This is a genomic window from Pseudomonas sp. GW822-FHT03F08 (assembly GCF_058801265.1).
On sequence record NZ_JBXANC010000012.1, the window covers coordinates 68,791 to 86,422 of the forward strand.

8 protein-coding genes are annotated in these 17,632 nt (G+C 50.4%); 3 read left to right on the plus strand and 5 right to left on the minus strand.

All coding sequences use genetic code 11. From position 1 onward, the window contains the following. The first annotated feature begins 6 nt into the window (after positions 1-6). Positions 7-969, plus strand: a complete 963-nt coding sequence (gene trxB / locus AC1RME_RS25995; RefSeq protein ID WP_085711762.1) for a thioredoxin-disulfide reductase — start codon at positions 7-9, stop codon at positions 967-969. Between the two features lie 63 nt (positions 970-1,032). On the opposite strand, the gene AC1RME_RS26000 is transcribed toward trxB, so the two are convergent. Continuing rightward, on the minus strand, positions 1,033-1,371 hold the full coding sequence (locus AC1RME_RS26000) for a HopJ type III effector protein (RefSeq protein ID WP_096819012.1): 339 nt from the start codon (positions 1,369-1,371) through the stop codon (positions 1,033-1,035). A gap of 270 nt (positions 1,372-1,641) precedes the next feature. Continuing rightward, on the minus strand, positions 1,642-1,923 hold the full coding sequence (locus AC1RME_RS26005; RefSeq protein WP_096819014.1) for a helix-turn-helix domain-containing protein: 282 nt from the start codon (positions 1,921-1,923) through the stop codon (positions 1,642-1,644). Positions 1,924-2,063: 140 nt separating this feature from the next. Between AC1RME_RS26005 and AC1RME_RS26010 the strand changes: the two genes are divergently transcribed. After that, positions 2,064-2,777 (plus strand): hypothetical protein, encoded by a 714-nt coding sequence (locus tag AC1RME_RS26010; RefSeq protein ID WP_096819016.1) that lies wholly within the window; start codon positions 2,064-2,066, stop codon positions 2,775-2,777. 633 nt (positions 2,778-3,410) lie between these two features. Then, on the plus strand, positions 3,411-7,994 hold the full coding sequence (locus AC1RME_RS26015) for a PIN domain-containing protein (RefSeq protein WP_255261901.1): 4,584 nt from the start codon (positions 3,411-3,413) through the stop codon (positions 7,992-7,994). A 585-nt stretch (positions 7,995-8,579) separates the two neighbouring features. Here the strand turns inward: AC1RME_RS26015 and AC1RME_RS26020 are convergent. The 3 genes from AC1RME_RS26020 to AC1RME_RS26030 are packed head-to-tail and all read right to left on the minus strand — an operon-like array spanning position 8,580 to position 17,488. Further along, complete coding sequence (locus tag AC1RME_RS26020; RefSeq protein ID WP_141401759.1) at positions 8,580-9,470, minus strand: hypothetical protein; 891 nt, start codon at positions 9,468-9,470, stop codon at positions 8,580-8,582. Between the two features lie 15 nt (positions 9,471-9,485). Continuing rightward, a complete protein-coding gene (locus AC1RME_RS26025; RefSeq protein ID WP_141401760.1) occupies positions 9,486-13,487 on the minus strand; it encodes a hypothetical protein in 4,002 nt (1,333 codons plus the stop codon). A gap of 11 nt (positions 13,488-13,498) precedes the next feature. Next, positions 13,499-17,488, minus strand: coding sequence for a hypothetical protein (locus AC1RME_RS26030; protein ID WP_141401761.1), 3,990 nt, complete (start codon positions 17,486-17,488; stop codon positions 13,499-13,501). Positions 17,489-17,632 lie beyond the last annotated feature (144 nt).

Here is a 17,632-nt window from a genome sequence, read left to right on the forward strand (position 1 = left end):
AGGTTCATGTCTGAAGTCCGTCATTCGCGAGTGATCATCCTCGGTTCCGGCCCTGCCGGTTACAGCGCTGCTGTCTACGCTGCCCGTGCCAACCTCAAGCCGCTGCTGATCACCGGCATGCAGGCTGGCGGTCAACTGACCACCACCACCGAAGTCGACAACTGGCCGGGCGACGTCCACGGTCTGACCGGTCCGGTGCTGATGGAGCGCATGCGTGAGCACGCCGAGCGTTTTGAAACCGAGATCGTGTTCGATCACATCAACGCGGTGGACTTCGCTTCCAAACCGTACAGCCTGACTGGCGACAGCGGCACCTACACCTGCGACGCCCTGATCATCGCCACCGGCGCCAGCGCTCGTTACCTGGGCCTGCCGTCGGAAGAAGCGTTCATGGGCAAAGGCGTTTCGGCCTGCGCGACCTGCGACGGTTTCTTCTATCGCAACAAGCCGGTGGCCGTGGTCGGTGGCGGCAACACCGCTGTCGAAGAAGCCCTGTACCTGGCCAACATCGCCAGCAAGGTCACCCTGATCCACCGTCGCGAAACCTTCCGCGCCGAGAAGATCCTGATCGACAAGCTCAACGCCCGTGTGGCCGAAGGCAAGATCGAGCTGAAACTGAATGCGACCCTGGACGAAGTGCTGGGCGACAACATGGGCGTGACCGGTGCACGTCTGAAGAACAACGACGGCAGCTTCGACGAAATCAAGGTCGACGGCGTGTTCATCGCGATCGGTCACACTCCGAACACCTCGCTGTTCGAAGGTCAGTTGGAATTGAAAGACGGCTACCTGGTCGTTCAGGGCGGCCGTGAAGGCAACGCCACCGCGACCAGCGTCGAAGGCATCTTTGCTGCCGGCGACGTGGCCGACCACGTTTACCGTCAGGCCATCACCTCGGCCGGCGCCGGCTGCATGGCGGCACTGGACACCGAGCGTTACCTGGACGATCTGCAAAACGCTTCGTTCTAAGATTGCAGACATAAAAAAACCGGCCAATTGGCCGGTTTTTTCATGCTCGCGATTCGCTCGGAATCAACGGCGCGTCAGCGGCTGCGCTTCGAACTTCACGCCCGCCAGACCGTGCTGGATCAGCGCACGGATATTGCCGTGATCGCTGCCTTCAGGCGTCGCCACGACCGAACGGTAGTGTTCGCCGAACGCCAGCAGCGCTTCTTCATCGCTCAAGCCTTCCAGCAGCGCCAGACCCAGCGTCTTGCACGAACCTTCATTCTGCCCGGCCGCGTTTTCCACGCCTCCGTTGTTGAACGCCTGTGGCTGGTAGTCGTAACCGGCGGCGACGAACGCCAGGGTGTCGGCAAAAACGTGTTCGCCGCTCTTGAGGCTGGCGCGCAGGGTGTTCAGATCACTCATGAGTTCCGGTGCCTTATTAACAGTTACCATAATTTTTCCTAAGCAAAATCAGAAAGTTATAAATCCTAACTCTTTTTAACTTTTTTCGGCTCGTTTCGGTCATGCCCCAGCAAGTAAGTTCAAGGTCTTTACCACTACTGTCGCTGAGTCGACCAAGGCTATTACGATGGCCTTTATCAGAACATCGCAGAGATGCCCGACCGAAATCGGCGATTCTGTAGGCGAGGACACCTGATCATTTTTTCAGCGGCTGCAGATAGCTGAGATCAGTTAGAGACCTATTTCGGCTAGCTCAATTCGAATCCTTTCGAGCAAATGGTCCTTGTTGGCATCCTCGCTTGAGGTGAGGTAGCCAGCGACGATTATGCTCATTGGATGAACCCCGAGAACATCCGCCATCTGCTCGATTTTGTCTATTGAAGCGCTGCCTCTTCCTGCTTCGAGGTTGCTTATGTAGGGCTGGCTTGGACCTAAGCTTTCTTGGGGAATGTCCCTTTTCAGTCGATATGACTTAATGGAGGTACCTATGGCCCGCTTGAGTTCCAATCGCATGAGTACTTCTCGCAAAAGGAACGATAAGGCCGGTCAATGCAGTTTTGTTCTATACTGTGCGCAGTATAATTTCGCGAATCACTCTGATTTTTTATTCAATGGGCGTTGTCTGTTACCGCTGTTGCGAGATTGATACGTTTATGAAAACGAAATCATCAAGGCTGCCCGTCCACATCGAGCTGACGCAGCGGACGTTGCTTGGAGACGGAACGTGTTTTGTCCGATTGAGAACGCTTGATGAGCTGGATGAGTTTTGGAGTAAGCATCGGGAAAAATTTCCCTTCGCCTGTGAAGGAAAAAACACCGATGAGCCGATCTTTCTACGCGAGTATGAATGGGTGTTCGGCCCTTCCAAGGCTGCGGTGATTCGCACGGTTTTGCGTTGGGGACGGTCAGGCATCGACTGCGAGTTTTATGATTGGGCGAAACTTAATCCGCAACTGCACGAAATGTTTTTCCTGGATCGCGATGCATATCGCGATGCCATGATTGAAAGGGGCATTTGGTTAGAAAAAAATGAGGCGGATTTTCGGTCCGATTGCGTTCGCAGAACTATCGAGACATACCGCGGCTGGTGGCGCTTTTGCAATTTGCCCAGTGGGTACAGCCCTAACGATTGGCTGAATGGAGACCGGGGGCATGAGGAGTTGATTGATCCTCACATGGCCTATCAGAGGGTCGCGATCACACTTCAAGAGCAAACGTTTGATGATTGGCGGCAATCCGATTTTTGGGAGATTGAATCTCATAATGTTGAAAGCATCGACGAGCTTATTCAGTATTGGAAGAGTGAGCGTGCAACGGGAGCTGGCTATTATGGAGAGGAAAACGAACTCCCTGAGAGCGCTCGCTGAGCTCTGTTGCGCGTGATGATGAGAGCTTGAACGCTTCAAAAAGCTACATCAGCTGACCATGACATCGTCATTCGATCAAACTCATGATAGAGGCCGCCTTGGTGGATCAAAGTACCCGCTTCGTTGGCCATGCTGGTGATTTCTTTTTTCTTGGAGCCAAAAAAATCGATAATGTCGATCTCCAAATTTGAAACAGTAAAAACATTGAGTCTCGGGAGATTCGAGCGCAAGCGATAGTGAGTATGCCGGCGTTTAGTCGTACCAAGTAAACATAACTGATCGGAATAATCTCTTGGCAGAAAGTCCGCTTTTGGCTGCTATTCTTGGTCAGTCTGACGGCAGCACCGGTTTACTGGATCATCTACGCTGTGGAGGCGTTCGTGCTGTACAAAATCGATGTAGCGAAAAAGGCGACAGCACCCACGCGATAAATCCGCGCAGAAGTTACGCGCAGAACGGGCACTAAAAACCGCGTTTATCGAAGGTTCAAGGCTCACCGCTCAGAAAGAATCCTTCAGGTTTTTGGCGGCTTTCGCGTACTCCACACATGGGCAAGAAACGCCAATTTCAGGCTTCGCATAGCACGCGTCTCCCCGCTAAAATGCCGCTGTAATTCAGGATTGCGAACCTAGTATGGCAAAGGCTCCAAGGAAAAAGTCCGCTCGGGTGGCTCCACCCCAGAAAAGCCCGACTGTAAAACGCGGACGGAAAAATGTAGCAAGCCCTGTCTCCACAGGTGATCGCGGCGGCTCATTCGAGCGCCGCGTTCAAGCTGTCCGCCTTCTCGCCATGTGCCTGGGATTACAGTGTCCCGGTGCTCGTGATGGATTCTTAATCACCCGCTTGCTGTTCCAGGGTCGAGTCTTCGATCACGATACGGACGATCTGATCATTTTCCTGCGCCATCCCCTTACCGGGCAAATTGCCAAGCAATGCTTGCAGATGAAGCGATCACTAAAGCCCACTAACAATAAAATCTTCAATGAGGCGGTCGGGCTCGCCTGGTTGGATTTTTCCAAACCTAATTTTCAACGCAACCTGGACGAACTGCTCATCGTCTATTACGCCGCTAGCATCACCTCAATGCAGGGTGCCGTAGAAGTCGTGCGTCATGCGATGGTTTCCAGCTCCGCTGAAGATTGGCACGTGCGCGTCCATGCGGAAAGCTTCAGCAACGAGAGCAACCGCAAAGCCTACGCGGCGATCAAGCACGCAGTGGAGCTTCAAAAGGGCTCAGAGGTGGACAAGGTAGAGCTGTACCCTTTTGTGCTCCATCTTAAGTTCATGCCACATGACCTGGACTCTGACCGCAGCATTGAGGTCGACAACCAGAAACAGCTTATAAGTCAGCGAATTTTTTCCCGTCAGAGTAGCGATGTGTGGGCCACGCTACAGGCCGTGTGCGCTGAGCTGAACAGCTCGGCTGGGCAAATTTGCGAAGACACTGCAGAGCGCCATCTAGGGGCGCTAGTCTTGGAGTTTCAACTCACTCGTTTAATCTGGAATGGCTTTCATGCCGGTCAAGGCGCGGGGCTGGATGGTGCGACCGGCAGGCTGACCTCCGCCCTACCTTTAAGCCCTGAAGTCCAGAGCCAAATAGCAGAAATCCTGAAGCCTAACCGAAGCAACGGCGCAGTCGTCCAGGACGTTTTCGTGACGGACGACCTCCCCTCCGGTAGCGCGGCTTCTGACAATTCGTTCATCTCACGACAACTCGATCGAATCACCGAAGGACAGAGAGAGCACCGGTATAAGGACAGCCTTGGGCAACTCAATCTTCTTGAAAGTGATTTGGATGATTTTGACGCCCATCAGAAGGCCAGATGGTATCTACTGCGTGGCCTTTCGCTGTGGCACCTAGGCAACGATGAGGCTGCTGCAAACGATTTCGATAAGGCTGCCAACCTCTACGATTCGGATGATCGAATTGCGGCGGCTGCGGTGCGCGCTCGAATGCTGCGAAATGAGGGCCAGGCAGCAGTGGAAATTGGTCGCGCGATGCTGGAAAGGTTTCCTGAGTCCTATACCGTCTGGGCTGTAGCAACCAACGCTCGATTGCTCGTTGGCGAGCGATTGAATGAAAATGAAATACCTAGCATTTTCGCAGAAAAAGCCGCTGCCTGGCAGTTGGTCGCTTCGTCGCTCGGCGAGCGGGGCGACGATGACGCCGCTGTACGAGTCATTCGCATAGCGCTGGACAAACCCGATTGCTCGTTCTTCATCCTTGAGTCTTATCTGCGCTACGCCATTCGCCTCGCGACGGTGGATGAAGTTCGAGTGAACTGCCGATCGCTGCTGCCCAGCCATGCTGAGGTCTTATCAGACGCGATGTCTCGCTTCGACGACCGCGATAACACGATCTGGTCGTCTCAAAGTCCTAAAGTCGTGAGTGATGTCATCGCTCACCTGGCTTATGGAATGCTACTGCTTCAGCGCCCCTCAGAAGCTATCGAGCTTATCCAGCAAGCAAAAATGAAGGACATTCATTTCACTGATGTCATTACAAGGGTTGAAGTCGAAGCGATGTGCGACCTCGATCGCTGGGCAGACGTGACCGACCGCTTCCAGTTTGCGATCGACACATTACCCGATGAGACCCTACTCAGGTTCGGACAAGCGTGCATGGCACAATCACGTCCAGATCTGCTGCAGCTCGCTCGCGATGAGGTGGCGCGGCGGAAAGAGTCGGACGTTGCACCGCGCATAGCGGTCATGCTTCGACACATTCACTGGGAGATGTTACTGCACGACGATGCGACAGCCCTTCGCTCGGAGCTGTCGGACGCCGGCATAACACCGCGCAGTACGTCGGTCATCGATTTGTGCTTTGCGGCCCAGGCGTATAAAGACGATGAATCGCTGCAAAATCGTTATGTAGATCGCATTGCAGAACTTGCCCCTGCATGCACGGATCCGCAGGAGCTGGCACTGGGAGCGCGAGCAATGCTGCGCGCCCACCGCTACGAAAATGCGATTGGTCTTTTTGAAAAGCTGCTGCCAGCGGATGCGTTTACACCTCTGCATATTGATTTGCTTCACTGTTACATCCTGACAGGCCGGCAGGCGCAAGCCCTAAAACTCCTCGAATCGATGCCCGCAACTTGGCGCGATTCACCCCAAGCGCAAGAGCAGGCGTTGTTCCTCTTTAACAGTGTCGGCGACTGGGCGCGCATGCGGGAGCTCGTAGAGAGGACAGTCTGCGAAAACCGTAAAAACGCGAACGCCTGGCTGACGCTGATTCGTGTTGCGGCGTGTGAGGGCGTACTCGATCTGGATACGCTCGTCTCGGACATGCCACACGATCTGGCGGGAGCCCCAAAAGACCTGTTGTTATTGGCCAGTATCGAAATGCGTCATGGTCAAGTTGAGAAAGGCTTGAACCGGATCGCGTGCATTGTACGAAACAATCTCGGCGACGTTGAGCTGGCCGCCACTCACATACAGGTGATGTTGACCTTGTCGCAAGAAGCGACGCAGGTCATGGAAAAGGTTCATCAGGTACCGGCGGCAGTAGAGCCAGGAGCATCGATCGAACTAGCCGACGAAAAAGGCAACCTTCAGCGTGTGAGCATCGACTTTGCGGATGCGACTCCCCCCTCCTCAGGTGCTGAGTTCATTGCACCTGATTCGCAGTTCGCTACAAGAATGATGGGGCTGCGTGTGTCAGAAACAGTTTCCTTCGACAATCTGATGGGCACCCAAGTGCTGGAGATTAAGCACATCATGTCCCTTCATCAACGGCTGCTGGAACTGTCACATAAGCTTGTCAGAGACTCCGTTGTACCCAGCAAGTCCCTCGTTGCGATGACGATCCCGACAAACGCCAATGGCGAGATGGATTTTTCGGTTTTTCTGCAGCAACTCGACCGACATCAATCCAGGGTCGCCGACCTGCTTAGGCTTTATGAGCAGAATCCACTCACGCTCAATTTGGTCGCCAGCCAATTGGGGCGAGATATTATTGATCTTGTTCGTGACTGGCCCTTGGATGGCCCCTTCCTGGAAGTCTCCACGGTGGCAGGCACCGCTCATGACATCCTCCCATGCCCGCTACACGCATCGAACTGGGTTGTTGATCTGGCCATGCTTACCGAGCTGGCCATGTTCGGGCTTTTGGATGTGCTCAGTCATCTGTCCAAGGTTTACGTCAGCACCGCCACTCGACAGGCACTCGACATGAAGATCGAATCATCAGCCACACTGCGCAAGAGTGGCACGATCTTCGCGCACGAGGGGCAGTTGGGGTTTCATGAAGAAACTGCGCAGACGCATGCTCGTGAGCAAGCATTCCTTAATAGTATCGACATCGCGATTGCCAGCTTTTGCACCGTTGTACCTGCATATGGCCCCCTTCAACCCGCACCCGAGTTGCAGCGACTTCGGGACATACTTGATAGGGAGGCGCATGCGACTCTCATGCTATGCAAGGAGTATGCGGCCGGCCTACTCTCTCTGGATGCACGTCTACGCCAACTCGCCTCGGTGCTGGATGTGCATTCTGCCTCGCCCCAGATGCTACTCAAAGGCATGGCTGACAGCGGTGCCCTGAGACGTGTGGAATACTCGTGCACACTGATCAAAATGATCATCGCACATCGCGGCTTCATCTCAGTGGGCATCCCGGATCTAGTAGGGATGATGGATCAAGGCTTGGCTTTCTCGAACGCAGGCATCCAAAGCCTACGGGCATACCTCGCGGCACCAACCGTGGAATTCCGATCGGCGAGCTTCACTATCATCGGCTTCATCAAGCAGATGCATGTGTCCGGCAGGTGCACCTTTGCCATGATGCTGGAGTTGATCATGCATTTGGTTGAACCTCTGTTTCGGCATCCGGACTGCCCCAGTGATTTTCTAGACCATAGCCTTAAAGGATTCTCGTCGTTGAGTGAGTACGGGCTTACGGATACACACTTCGAGCTCATCAAGTGTTCACTGATATGCGCCAAAGACGACGCTCAGCATCCGCAACAGTCAAGCCCCCTAAACGCCCAGATTGTCTATCTGCGCAGAGCACCGCTTTACAGCATCGAAGACGAGGAGGCGTTGTTAGCCCGTGTTGTGCCCGTTGAGTCCTCGATCGATGAATCGATAATTTCCGAACAAGTCGCTGAACAGTCAGACACGCAGGCTGCGGATATCGTCCAAGAGCGAATCGCGAGTAACACGCTAGGAGAAGCTCAAGCGCGAGTTAAGACAGCTGATACAGAAGAATGAAAATCCCCGGTCGCTTCTGCCGGATAGACTCCTTATGACTGTGAGCCACTCTCCGCAAACGGCCGCTATGGGGCGATTTCGGCTTGTGACGACAGGCAGCTATTGGCCGATTGTTGCCTGCGACCCAGGGCCGCGAATAACTGTGGATTCAACCGATCGATGCAAGATGAAGCAGATCCCCAGGGTCCATTACACCAAAAACCGAAATAACTGAATATCCGTTTTATCAAAAGGCTTTTCACGCCGAGATACAGAAAAGCCTTTTTTATCTACAAAAACTGACGAAACAGCAGATCCATGATATACGATGTTATCGCGAAGTTTTCAGTGCGAAGCGAAGAAGCTAATATACCGCTCATACTATAACGCCCAGGACTCAGGCATTAGAAGCGCGATATTGTTTCTTGTGTATTTACGTATTTATCATTAAGTCAGATATCTGTTGTCATCTGCTTGGGAAGTTTTTTTTGTTTCATTCCATCCTGGATCTGTATGGTTCCCCGTATGCAACAGCTAACCTCGTGCAAAAAATCAAAGATACTTCTGCAAATAGACAGCAAATGCTCGATTTCAGTTGCGATCATTCTATTTATAGGGGTAACGGCGACTATTAACGGTTGACTCGATCAACTCCATATTTTGCTTTCCGAGGTCGTCAATCATTGTTTCGAAAAAGCGTAACCAAAATTCGTGGCCCAGTTGGAAAATATGGTCATCCGCGTCTGGGGCATTTTTTGAAAACGGGTTCGCCAAATTAAACGCCCTAACAACTGCTTTATCTAGCGTCACACCTATATAAGGTGCAGCCCTATCGGTTGCCTTAGTAAAAAAAGTCCAAGTACCATTACCATTATCCCGAAGCCCAAACCCTCGATTGCCGCTTACAGGGTGCCAATCATCTTTAATTGTCCTAACTGTGGTGAAGATGAAATCTAAATCACTAGCGCAAGTTACGAGAACATCTCCCTGCTCAAGCACCGGCTTAAGAGTACCTAAAGTTGCATGCAGAGTTAGTACAGGCTGAAGTGTCGCCAAAACAAAACTCATTAGAGCGCCATTCGGATTAGATGAAAGCCAAACTTTCTCGTTTGTTTTTTGAGTTTCATCAGGTCCTGCCGACTTTCTGTATGGCAGGAAGTACTGCCCTGAATCTACTCGACCTCCCTTTGCATACATTGGAAATTTTTTGCGCATGTAGAGAAATACATCTTGAATTGTTTTACTCGGATGGCGACGAAATGTGTAGCTGTAGTAGTCAAGGTTGACATTGTCGCTACTTCCCGACTTCAGTTGCTGAATTTCTATAACTTCAGGATTGGTCGTTGTTGGTGAGAAACTCAGCAAATCTTGCCAATCGTTTGGATCGCTAGACTTTGGGTTAGCCAAAGGAGAGAAACAAGCAGCATGGAGTATCGAACATTGGAAAAAAACAAGTATGGTCGCCAAAACTCTGATAACTATCGAATATGTTTTCACGATAAATTCCCCTTGTCAGGTGTTGTTCAAGGGACGGGATTGGATGGCATGCCCAAACTTGATTCTGACTAGACTTAGATCCGGGCTATCAGCCAATGCTACGCCATGAAAATAGCGCGCATTGCCAACTCGACGTTCTTTAAGGGCTACTCGGGTGTTAGGTGCTGACTCTAAGTTTAAACTTACTCCATCTAAGTATTGCAGCATATCCAGCTCAAATGATACTGTTTTGTCGTAGACAGGGCCAACAGTTATTTGTCGCTGATTTCGCTGATCGACCCATGCCACAGGTTCCTCATATAGGAGTGAGGCGTATATCCAGTTTGCTGTAGTAGATAACTCTAGACCTTCTACAGCATGAGGTTGATACCTGTAGAGTGCTAAACCACACCATCCAAAGAACTCGCCGGCAATGGAAACATCGAAAAACCATAATTTTTTGCGCGGATTAAAACGTACAGCATAGGCTGCGAGCGAAACATAAGTACTATCAGAATTTTTTTGAGGTAGTCGCACTCCATCACGGTAGATTACGGCGGCACTACCGCCAACAATATTTGAAGGATATAGCTTTGGATCAAAGTGCGACTCAACCTTTGAACTTGATTGGTTCAGCACGAAGTCACTTGCCCTTGGCAGACGTTTGGTCTGTATCAGTTTAGCTCGTTCGATTGGATCTTCCCCCCACTGACTCACATGCTTAGGCGTTTCAAATGCAGCTCCAATGGTATGTGAGAGATCCGCGGCGCAGGCAATCGCTATTCGTTCGCCCGGCCCCGAGAGAAACATCGGTCCACGTAGGTATACCCTCAATGCAAAATCCGCGCGATTTCCACGACCTTTGAAATCTTTGTACTCCCGTTTTAGTGGAACTACGTAGGCGACTTGAGGAGGAGTCATGTATACGGCACTCGGCACATCAAATGAGCGTGGATGCGAGCTGGTCGCGGGTAATCTCTCTAGATCCGCAACTTCATTTCCAAAACGGCAAGCGGCGGTAGCCACAATATCGATCACGCGCCGACGACAATCAGGTAATCTTAATTCGTCTATTTTAGTTACTTTTGAGGTCGTATGTTCTTCACCAAGAAATACATGTGATTCACTACACTGCAACGAGAACTGCTCAGTGAAAATGGTTTTTGAAAAAGTATCTTTTATTAAGTTTAGCAATGCTCTTGAGCTCGGCCTAGGAGGTTCAAATTGGCGAAAAATTACATTGTGGCGATCCGTCGATGCGTTTCCTGGTTGAAGACTGTATGCGTTTTTAAGCGATGTTGAATCAACAATATCTGTCCATGTGGCTTCAAGCCAGACTTCCTTTGTCGAGGGTGCATCTACAACAATGCGTCCTGAGATAAGGGCAATGTCAGGACGATCTAACGATTTACGTGCCAAACTCGGCGTCTTACGATCTGTTATCAGCTGAGATCCAACACTCATCGGTAGTAGTACCGGCTGCAACCTCGATTGCGGCACAGCATGAATCGCTTTTAGTTTTCGTTCGGCCAGAGTCGGGACGAGTAATTGTGGAGACACTGAACTGGCAAGGTATCGTCCACTTGAAGGAAACATACTTGCATTCTGACGTAAAAGGTTTTGCGGAAATATAGGGAGCAATGATATTTCGGCGTGAAAGGCAGGGGGGAGAGCTAACTCGACGTGACGACAGCCTCGAAAGAACCCCTTTTGTTTAAGCGTTGGTGGCGAATTCTGAATCGCTACTACCGTAACAACAATCGGGCGAAACTGTTCCCAAGCGCCCGGCTCCCCATAATACTCCGACACGGCTGGTAGCATTATATGCGGTACTAGATCACAGCTTGAACCATCAACTACGATGTTGTCTGTTGGCTGCAATGTCTCCGCACCATTGAGTAATTTTACGCGGATAACAACACCGTAGACGTCTGGGTCACAAAAGTAGTCGATATCGGTGGGATTCGTGGTGAACGCCTTCCCTATGTCGCGAATAATCCTCCGTCCACGATACCGTTTTGGCTCATCACTATTACGAAAAAGCACACCATGGAAGCGCGCCATCTCGACATCGATGGGCGTTGGAAGAATAGTGAACTCGGCCTTAGAGTGATCGGAACTCACATAAATCGTATCTACCTGCTCGCCGGTTTTTGATGCGTCTTCATCCCAGCTAAAAATCTCCCCGGCCTTGAGGGACGCGGTACGAAAGAATGGAAATTTTTGTTGATACAAAGAACCAAGAAACCGATCATCGACCTCGTTCGTACGGAGACTACAACCCCCTATAAAAACTGTTCGGAGTCGATATTCATAGATCTTGCCAAACTGGAGAGGCTCTGTCGCGCCATATCCGATTGGCATGGTTTCAAAGAATTTATTCTTGGCGATTTGGAGTTTTTCTGGGGCTGTCCCCATGGTAAGTAGATAATCGCGCGCCTGCCCTTTACTGAACCCATTGTAAACAGTCAATTCAGTGCTCGAGTATCCAACCTTAGGATCGTCCGGCTGTTCACGATCAATAAAATCTTCGGTGTTCTCCTCCCATATCACTCCACCAGCCAGATTTACGCGCTGGCGCAGTTGATGAGTGCTGGTGAAAGCTCTATTGTCATCGCTTCGTAAATCGAGTCGGTATCCAATCCACAGATCCTCTAGAAACAGACATGGCAGTTTTTTTACCCTGTCTTCTGGCGATTCCGCTTTTAAATCTACAGGAGTAACAAGGTCATCTTCTGGTGCGGAGAAAGTCACACCAGAGGTTTCTGAGGCAGAGAACCCGTATTGGTCTAACTTTAATTGATCGGGCGGACGAGTATCTACCCCCCTAAATACGTCGTACGGCATTCGGTCTGCAAAGCCTTCAGTTGCTCCTAGGCTATTCGTGCTCTGCACCAGAACTTGCTTTGTAATAAGGTGTTCGGCATTAACCGAGCAAGCTAAATATCTCGGTTCGAGCGTGTCAGCTTGCATTTTGTTCAGTAGAGCATAGCCCCCAGTAATTGGGCCCTGGCGGTTAGTATCAGCGTATGCTATTGGGTGTACATGAGTATCTATGATAAACGCCGTTGGTAAAAGGAGTTCAATCGTGATCGCGTCGCCACTAAAAAAATCAGTCGACTGGAGCTGAAGAACAAGGGGCACCAACTCTGGTACCGAAGAGTCTGCGGTGACGTCCCATGTTGTTACGGCTCCACATGCTCTACTGAGATGTTCATTTTTTAAACATGATTGAAGTGCGAGATTCAGATCATCGGTGGAAGCTTGGGCACCAGTAGATATCCCTGATATGGCCACGGACGCTAATTGTCTACGATCGATTTTCTGTAGAGCCCGTATAATATCGTTTTTCTTTTCCAATTCGAACGGGACAGCAGTCTTGATAAACGACACTATATCATCAAAAGAATCGCCACGGAGCAGTTCGATAACAGAGGTCTGCACACAACTGTTAAGCCATTTGACCGACGCTAAGTCGAGTGTTTCTAACCATTTCAGCAATGCTTTAGACTCAGGCAGAACCCCATCCGTTATAAACTCCGGCTGAAAGCCTATTTGTTTCGATGCAAAGCCAAAAAGTCCTAGCATTAAATTATGGAGCCCGTCCACGGTACGGTTTACATCTACGAAATGGTCCGCTTCCAGGCTGTCGAAGTAAGACGAATGGGAAAGCGAACTCGCAGAAGCTTCGACGTTCCCTAATCCAATGAGCTCCTTGAGTGCCTGCCTCTGACTGTTTGAGTCGGGCAAAGTCCTTTTTTTAAGCGCAACGTGTGCAACTACTTCACGCTGGTCAATCGGCTTCATCCTCCAATCTTCATACCTCCAAATAACACCTTGTATGGGAGAATCTTCCGGCCTGGAAAGCAAAGGATGCTGGTCTATAACTAAGTTAAGGAAATCATCGGAAAGTTTTGAGGACTGAGGGAGAACAAGTTTTGAAATTAGCCGAACAGGAAAAGATTTACGCTCTCCGCCAGCATCCTTTTCGGAAATCGATCCCAGCGGAAGGCAGATCACTGAATAACTAGCTTTCATGAACAGAACTCCTATACATAAGCACTTACGATCCGGTGGAATGCATTGATACGTTCAACGGACATTTCTTCAGGGAAGGGAGCGAAGGCGGCCGGTGAAAGCATTTCATTAGGTGCGTCAGTAGCATCAAATTGTAGGAGTATATTTTCGCTAGATGTGCCGCCTTGTTTTTCCTCTCTCTCAGCTGTGAACGAATAGGAGTAGCGAATGAATCCGATCTTAATCGATACTGTAACTGTGCAGGTACCTTTGAGTGACTTGCCACCTGAGTCTTCCAAGGCGATATATATCAATCCCGAAAAATGAATCAGTCCGGCAACAGACAGATTGGCAAATGCCTTAACGAAGGCCCTCAAAGTCACGCTCCCACCGACTGCGGTTCGCTGAACAGAATAGAAAATACCTGCCATTACACCAGCCTCTCCCTTGGCAATGCCGCCCCACGTAACCGGAATCAATGCCCCATATTCCATGGAGAATTCCAGTAACCGAATGCCACCAGTTGTGACTTCCAGATACATGTAGGCACGCCCTCCATACCAGGGAGGTACAAAAATAGTTAACGGATTTTCACGTGAGCTAAGAGCAAAACTTGCACTAAGTACATCTCTTCCCGAGAGGGGAATCTTCACCCCCCAAGTGAGCGTCAGATTTGTAACTTGCGCCGGTCCAATAAAAAGTGGCTGACCTTCTTCCTTAGGAAATCGCAGTGTCTGCCCAATTCGCACATTGGCTGGAGAAATATCAATATCAATCCCATAGCCGCCTCCCAGACCACCAAACGCTTTCGACAGCTGATTAACGAAAGCTAGCGGCCCAATAAGTCGTACGTCGGCAATATCAGTATTGAAACTCTTTTGTCCATCGGAGCCCATCTCGAATGACACGCTACGAAAATCCAACTCGATCGCACCAAACACCTCTACGGTGAAGTTCGTCATCTGTGCATGCGATGTTAGGGTTGCTCGTGCTGGATTTAACTTGAAGTTCGAAAAATCTAGCGGCAAGCCATCGAAGCCGGAATCCATGGAAGCCAGTGCATTCAACTCAAGAACGGTATCTCCCTTTGGCGTGAATTTCACTGCCCCCAAGTCCACTGGCTCGAATGCTCGGTTTGTCCAGTTTAAACCCGCCTCAATTCCAAATTTTACTGGAATTGAGAGTTCTTCATCCTGACCAGACTTTGCAGCTTCGATAAGATCTTTGAGATTAACCTGTCCCGGCGCGGTACCTAATGCACGCATAAGGTCGTCAATACCGACGACCCTAAAGGACCACTGCATTGGAACTGAAGTGTTGGGCTCTGTGGCGATACGTACACCATCAGCGTTAGTTTCACCATCGGTGACAATAATGTTTCGAAATAGGTCTGCAAATGTTAATCCTGGGAGAATTTGCGCATCTGCGCCAAACATCTCCCCAAGTTGGACATATGGGGGATTCGAATTTGGTCGATACATTAACGGAGAGAGTTGTTCCACCTGTGGAGGAAAGCCCATGAGAGTGTCCGCCGAATTACTAGCATCGGTAATCTCTGAAAGACTATTACTCTTGTCAAAGGGCTCTAGGTCGATCTGCCGACGATAAACAGCTCGATAAGCGGCATAGTCCAGTCGGCGCCCCATTGCGATGAATGCAGATTTTTTTTCTGTCGTATAGCCTTTCCATCGGCCGAGGTTAAAGGATGCATCGCCAATTGGCCCTGAGCTTTGAGTCACTGTACTGATATGAGTATCAGGAACAGACATGCCACCAGTAGACTCAGATGACGAGTTCATACCGAAACGGATCTCGTTGTTTATGTTCTCGAATAAGGCTAAAGGCATTTGATTGGTGCCACTTAATCCATAATAGAGGCGACAAATCCGGCTAGCTTTGGCTACAGGATTTTCCTCTGGCACTGGACCGGGCTCTGTGACAAGTTCGCGGGTCTCAAGGATGTAGAGATAGGGCAGATTCTGCGGGCCGAATTCATTAGGAATATTAATGTTATACAACTGGTCCGGAGATGTGGGTTCAGGATCAAGCAATGGGGTTGCCGTCGTTCTAGTATTGCGAAACGTCGCAAGGGACCAGCGTTCTTCGCCCCCGAGTTGAGACAGGGATGGGGATTGAAACTTCAGTGTTCGCACTCTCGGTACGAATGGTTGCTCGGCAATACCACTCGCAGAAAACTTTGGAACAGCTCCACGTACCCACTCAACCCAGTCGACGCGCTGTGACGTCCCCCCCCCCTCGTTAGGTTTTGCGAGTGCGATCTGGGCTGACCCATATTTTGCGAAGCGATATGGCTCCTGATTCCAAAGTTTATCGAGCACACGCAGACCGTCACTCATCGCATCCTTCGGAATCTGGTTTCCAGTTCCTGGTGCCTTCGGATCCGCACAAGGTGAGTTACTCTGTTTGTAACTCCAATTTGAACCAGGCTCCCAGATAAGTCCGTTTGCTCCGAGTGCGCGATTGCTAACATAAATCATTGGCATTCGAGACCGATGTTGATTTCCTGCCCAATCGGTTCCTAAATGTTCGAACTCAAAAGGCAAGCCTCCAGCTTTAGGCACGAAATAGTCATAGTCCCTATACACTCCGCTGTCTTTGGCCCCAGGAGGCAAATCCAGGGGGGGGGTCTTAATACTGGTAATTGAGATGTATTCGAACACTGTCTCCAAATGCCCAAGCCGAATCTGATTTGGTTGTGGAACTTGTAGAAAGGCTTGCTTCAACTGCGGAGCAACATAATTCCCAAATTCGTCCAGAATAAATGCGCGCTCCGACAAAACAACAAGCTCAACTGGCGTACCGAAGGGAAACAAATATCCAGCATCAATGAGCTCAACCTTCTGGTCACGCCCAAGGCTGGCAGAGTGCGTCCAGCCAGTTAATGCACACCCAGGGAATGCCTTCCAAGAGCTGTCTAGTTCAAGCCAGCCGCCTCGGGCACTCACATGAAATTGCGTGACGGCCAAAGTTCGGCCCTTGTCATAACAAGCGAAGGTACAGGTGTCCGTCTTCGTATCTACTGAGCGATAGTGCACCAACGCTGACTCGATCGATGTCGGCGCAGGTTTACCAGTGTAGGGAAATCGCCTTGATAAGCTGGTTGCGAGGTCGAGACGATCTCTTGAGCGAAGAGATGTGACGCGCCCGCTACTGTCTGGTGGCGAGACGTCAAGGCTGTCTGTGTACTCCACAACAAAATCGCCCGCAATTACTGAGCCAGACTCACTCAGTCTCCTAAATCCTCGCACACTGAATACTTCAAACTGCGTGCGTGCTCGATCGGTACTTTCATCTGCAAGCGAGGCAGTCCATATCTCAGTCCAACCATCTTCAAAATGCGGATGCGCAGAAGTTTCCCAGCGTAGGCTACTGTCTCCTTTTGTGTTATCCAGTTTCGAGCGTTTAATAGGCGTTAGTTCGACCCCCCAAGGGATTTCGATCCGCGTTGCCTCCCCCAACGTTCTGAAAACGCTCAAATCGTATCTTGAGGCCGCAGAAGAAAGGTCTGGCAGAATCATTTCTGATCGCGACCAATCTAGCAGTTCACCTATTTTCAGTGACACGCAATCCCTGCTGTCCACGAGCACTATCTCTGCAGGAGCGCTTGGAGTGAGTTCGATTTTAGAAAGTAAATCTTCCGAGATTACAAATGGCGGCTGAAGTAAATTTTCGATTGCACCCTCTGCGTAATGCTGGGGGGGGAGCAGAAAAACTAATCGGCAATCAGTTCGACCTTTAATCTTCTGTATGACACGACGCGAGAGAAATCTGTGCTCTTCATAGCCAATAGCAATAAGTTCAAGGAACAAATCATCGCTGGATCTTCGTAACGAGTAACGCGGCCACTTTCCAGATGATGGTAGTTGGCTGGGAGTATGAAGCGCCGACCAAGTTACATATCCTGCAAACGGTGCTAAAACTGCAAGAGACAGTGTGACTTTAAAAAACTGACGCCGCCCAGGCGCCAAAAGCTCATCCGGCTGTGATTTGTCGACTTCCATCTCCGTCCTCCTTGACATTACTCAAAGGGTTGGAACCAGAACGTTTCGCTATTGACTAAGGTACGATTGCGTCGAGGACAGTTACTCTCCGAACCCTACACCAGGGATGGTAGGTGACTTCTGGCTAGTTTTCCAATGCAAACA

Excerpts from the sequence above, each read along its gene's own strand:
- AC1RME_RS26005 (WP_096819014.1), bottom strand. The coding sequence starts at position 1,923 with ATGCGATTGGAACTCAAGCGGGCCATAGGTACCTCCATTAAGTCATAT.
- AC1RME_RS26025 (WP_141401760.1), bottom strand. The coding sequence starts at position 13,487 with ATGAAAGCTAGTTATTCAGTGATCTGCCTTCCGCTGGGATCGATTTCC.
- trxB (WP_085711762.1), top strand. The coding sequence starts at position 7 with ATGTCTGAAGTCCGTCATTCGCGAGTGATCATCCTCGGTTCCGGCCCT.
- AC1RME_RS26030 (WP_141401761.1), bottom strand. The coding sequence starts at position 17,488 with ATGGAAGTCGACAAATCACAGCCGGATGAGCTTTTGGCGCCTGGGCGG.
- AC1RME_RS26010 (WP_096819016.1), top strand. The coding sequence starts at position 2,064 with ATGAAAACGAAATCATCAAGGCTGCCCGTCCACATCGAGCTGACGCAG.
- AC1RME_RS26015 (WP_255261901.1), top strand. The coding sequence starts at position 3,411 with ATGGCAAAGGCTCCAAGGAAAAAGTCCGCTCGGGTGGCTCCACCCCAG.
- AC1RME_RS26000 (WP_096819012.1), bottom strand. The coding sequence starts at position 1,371 with ATGAGTGATCTGAACACCCTGCGCGCCAGCCTCAAGAGCGGCGAACAC.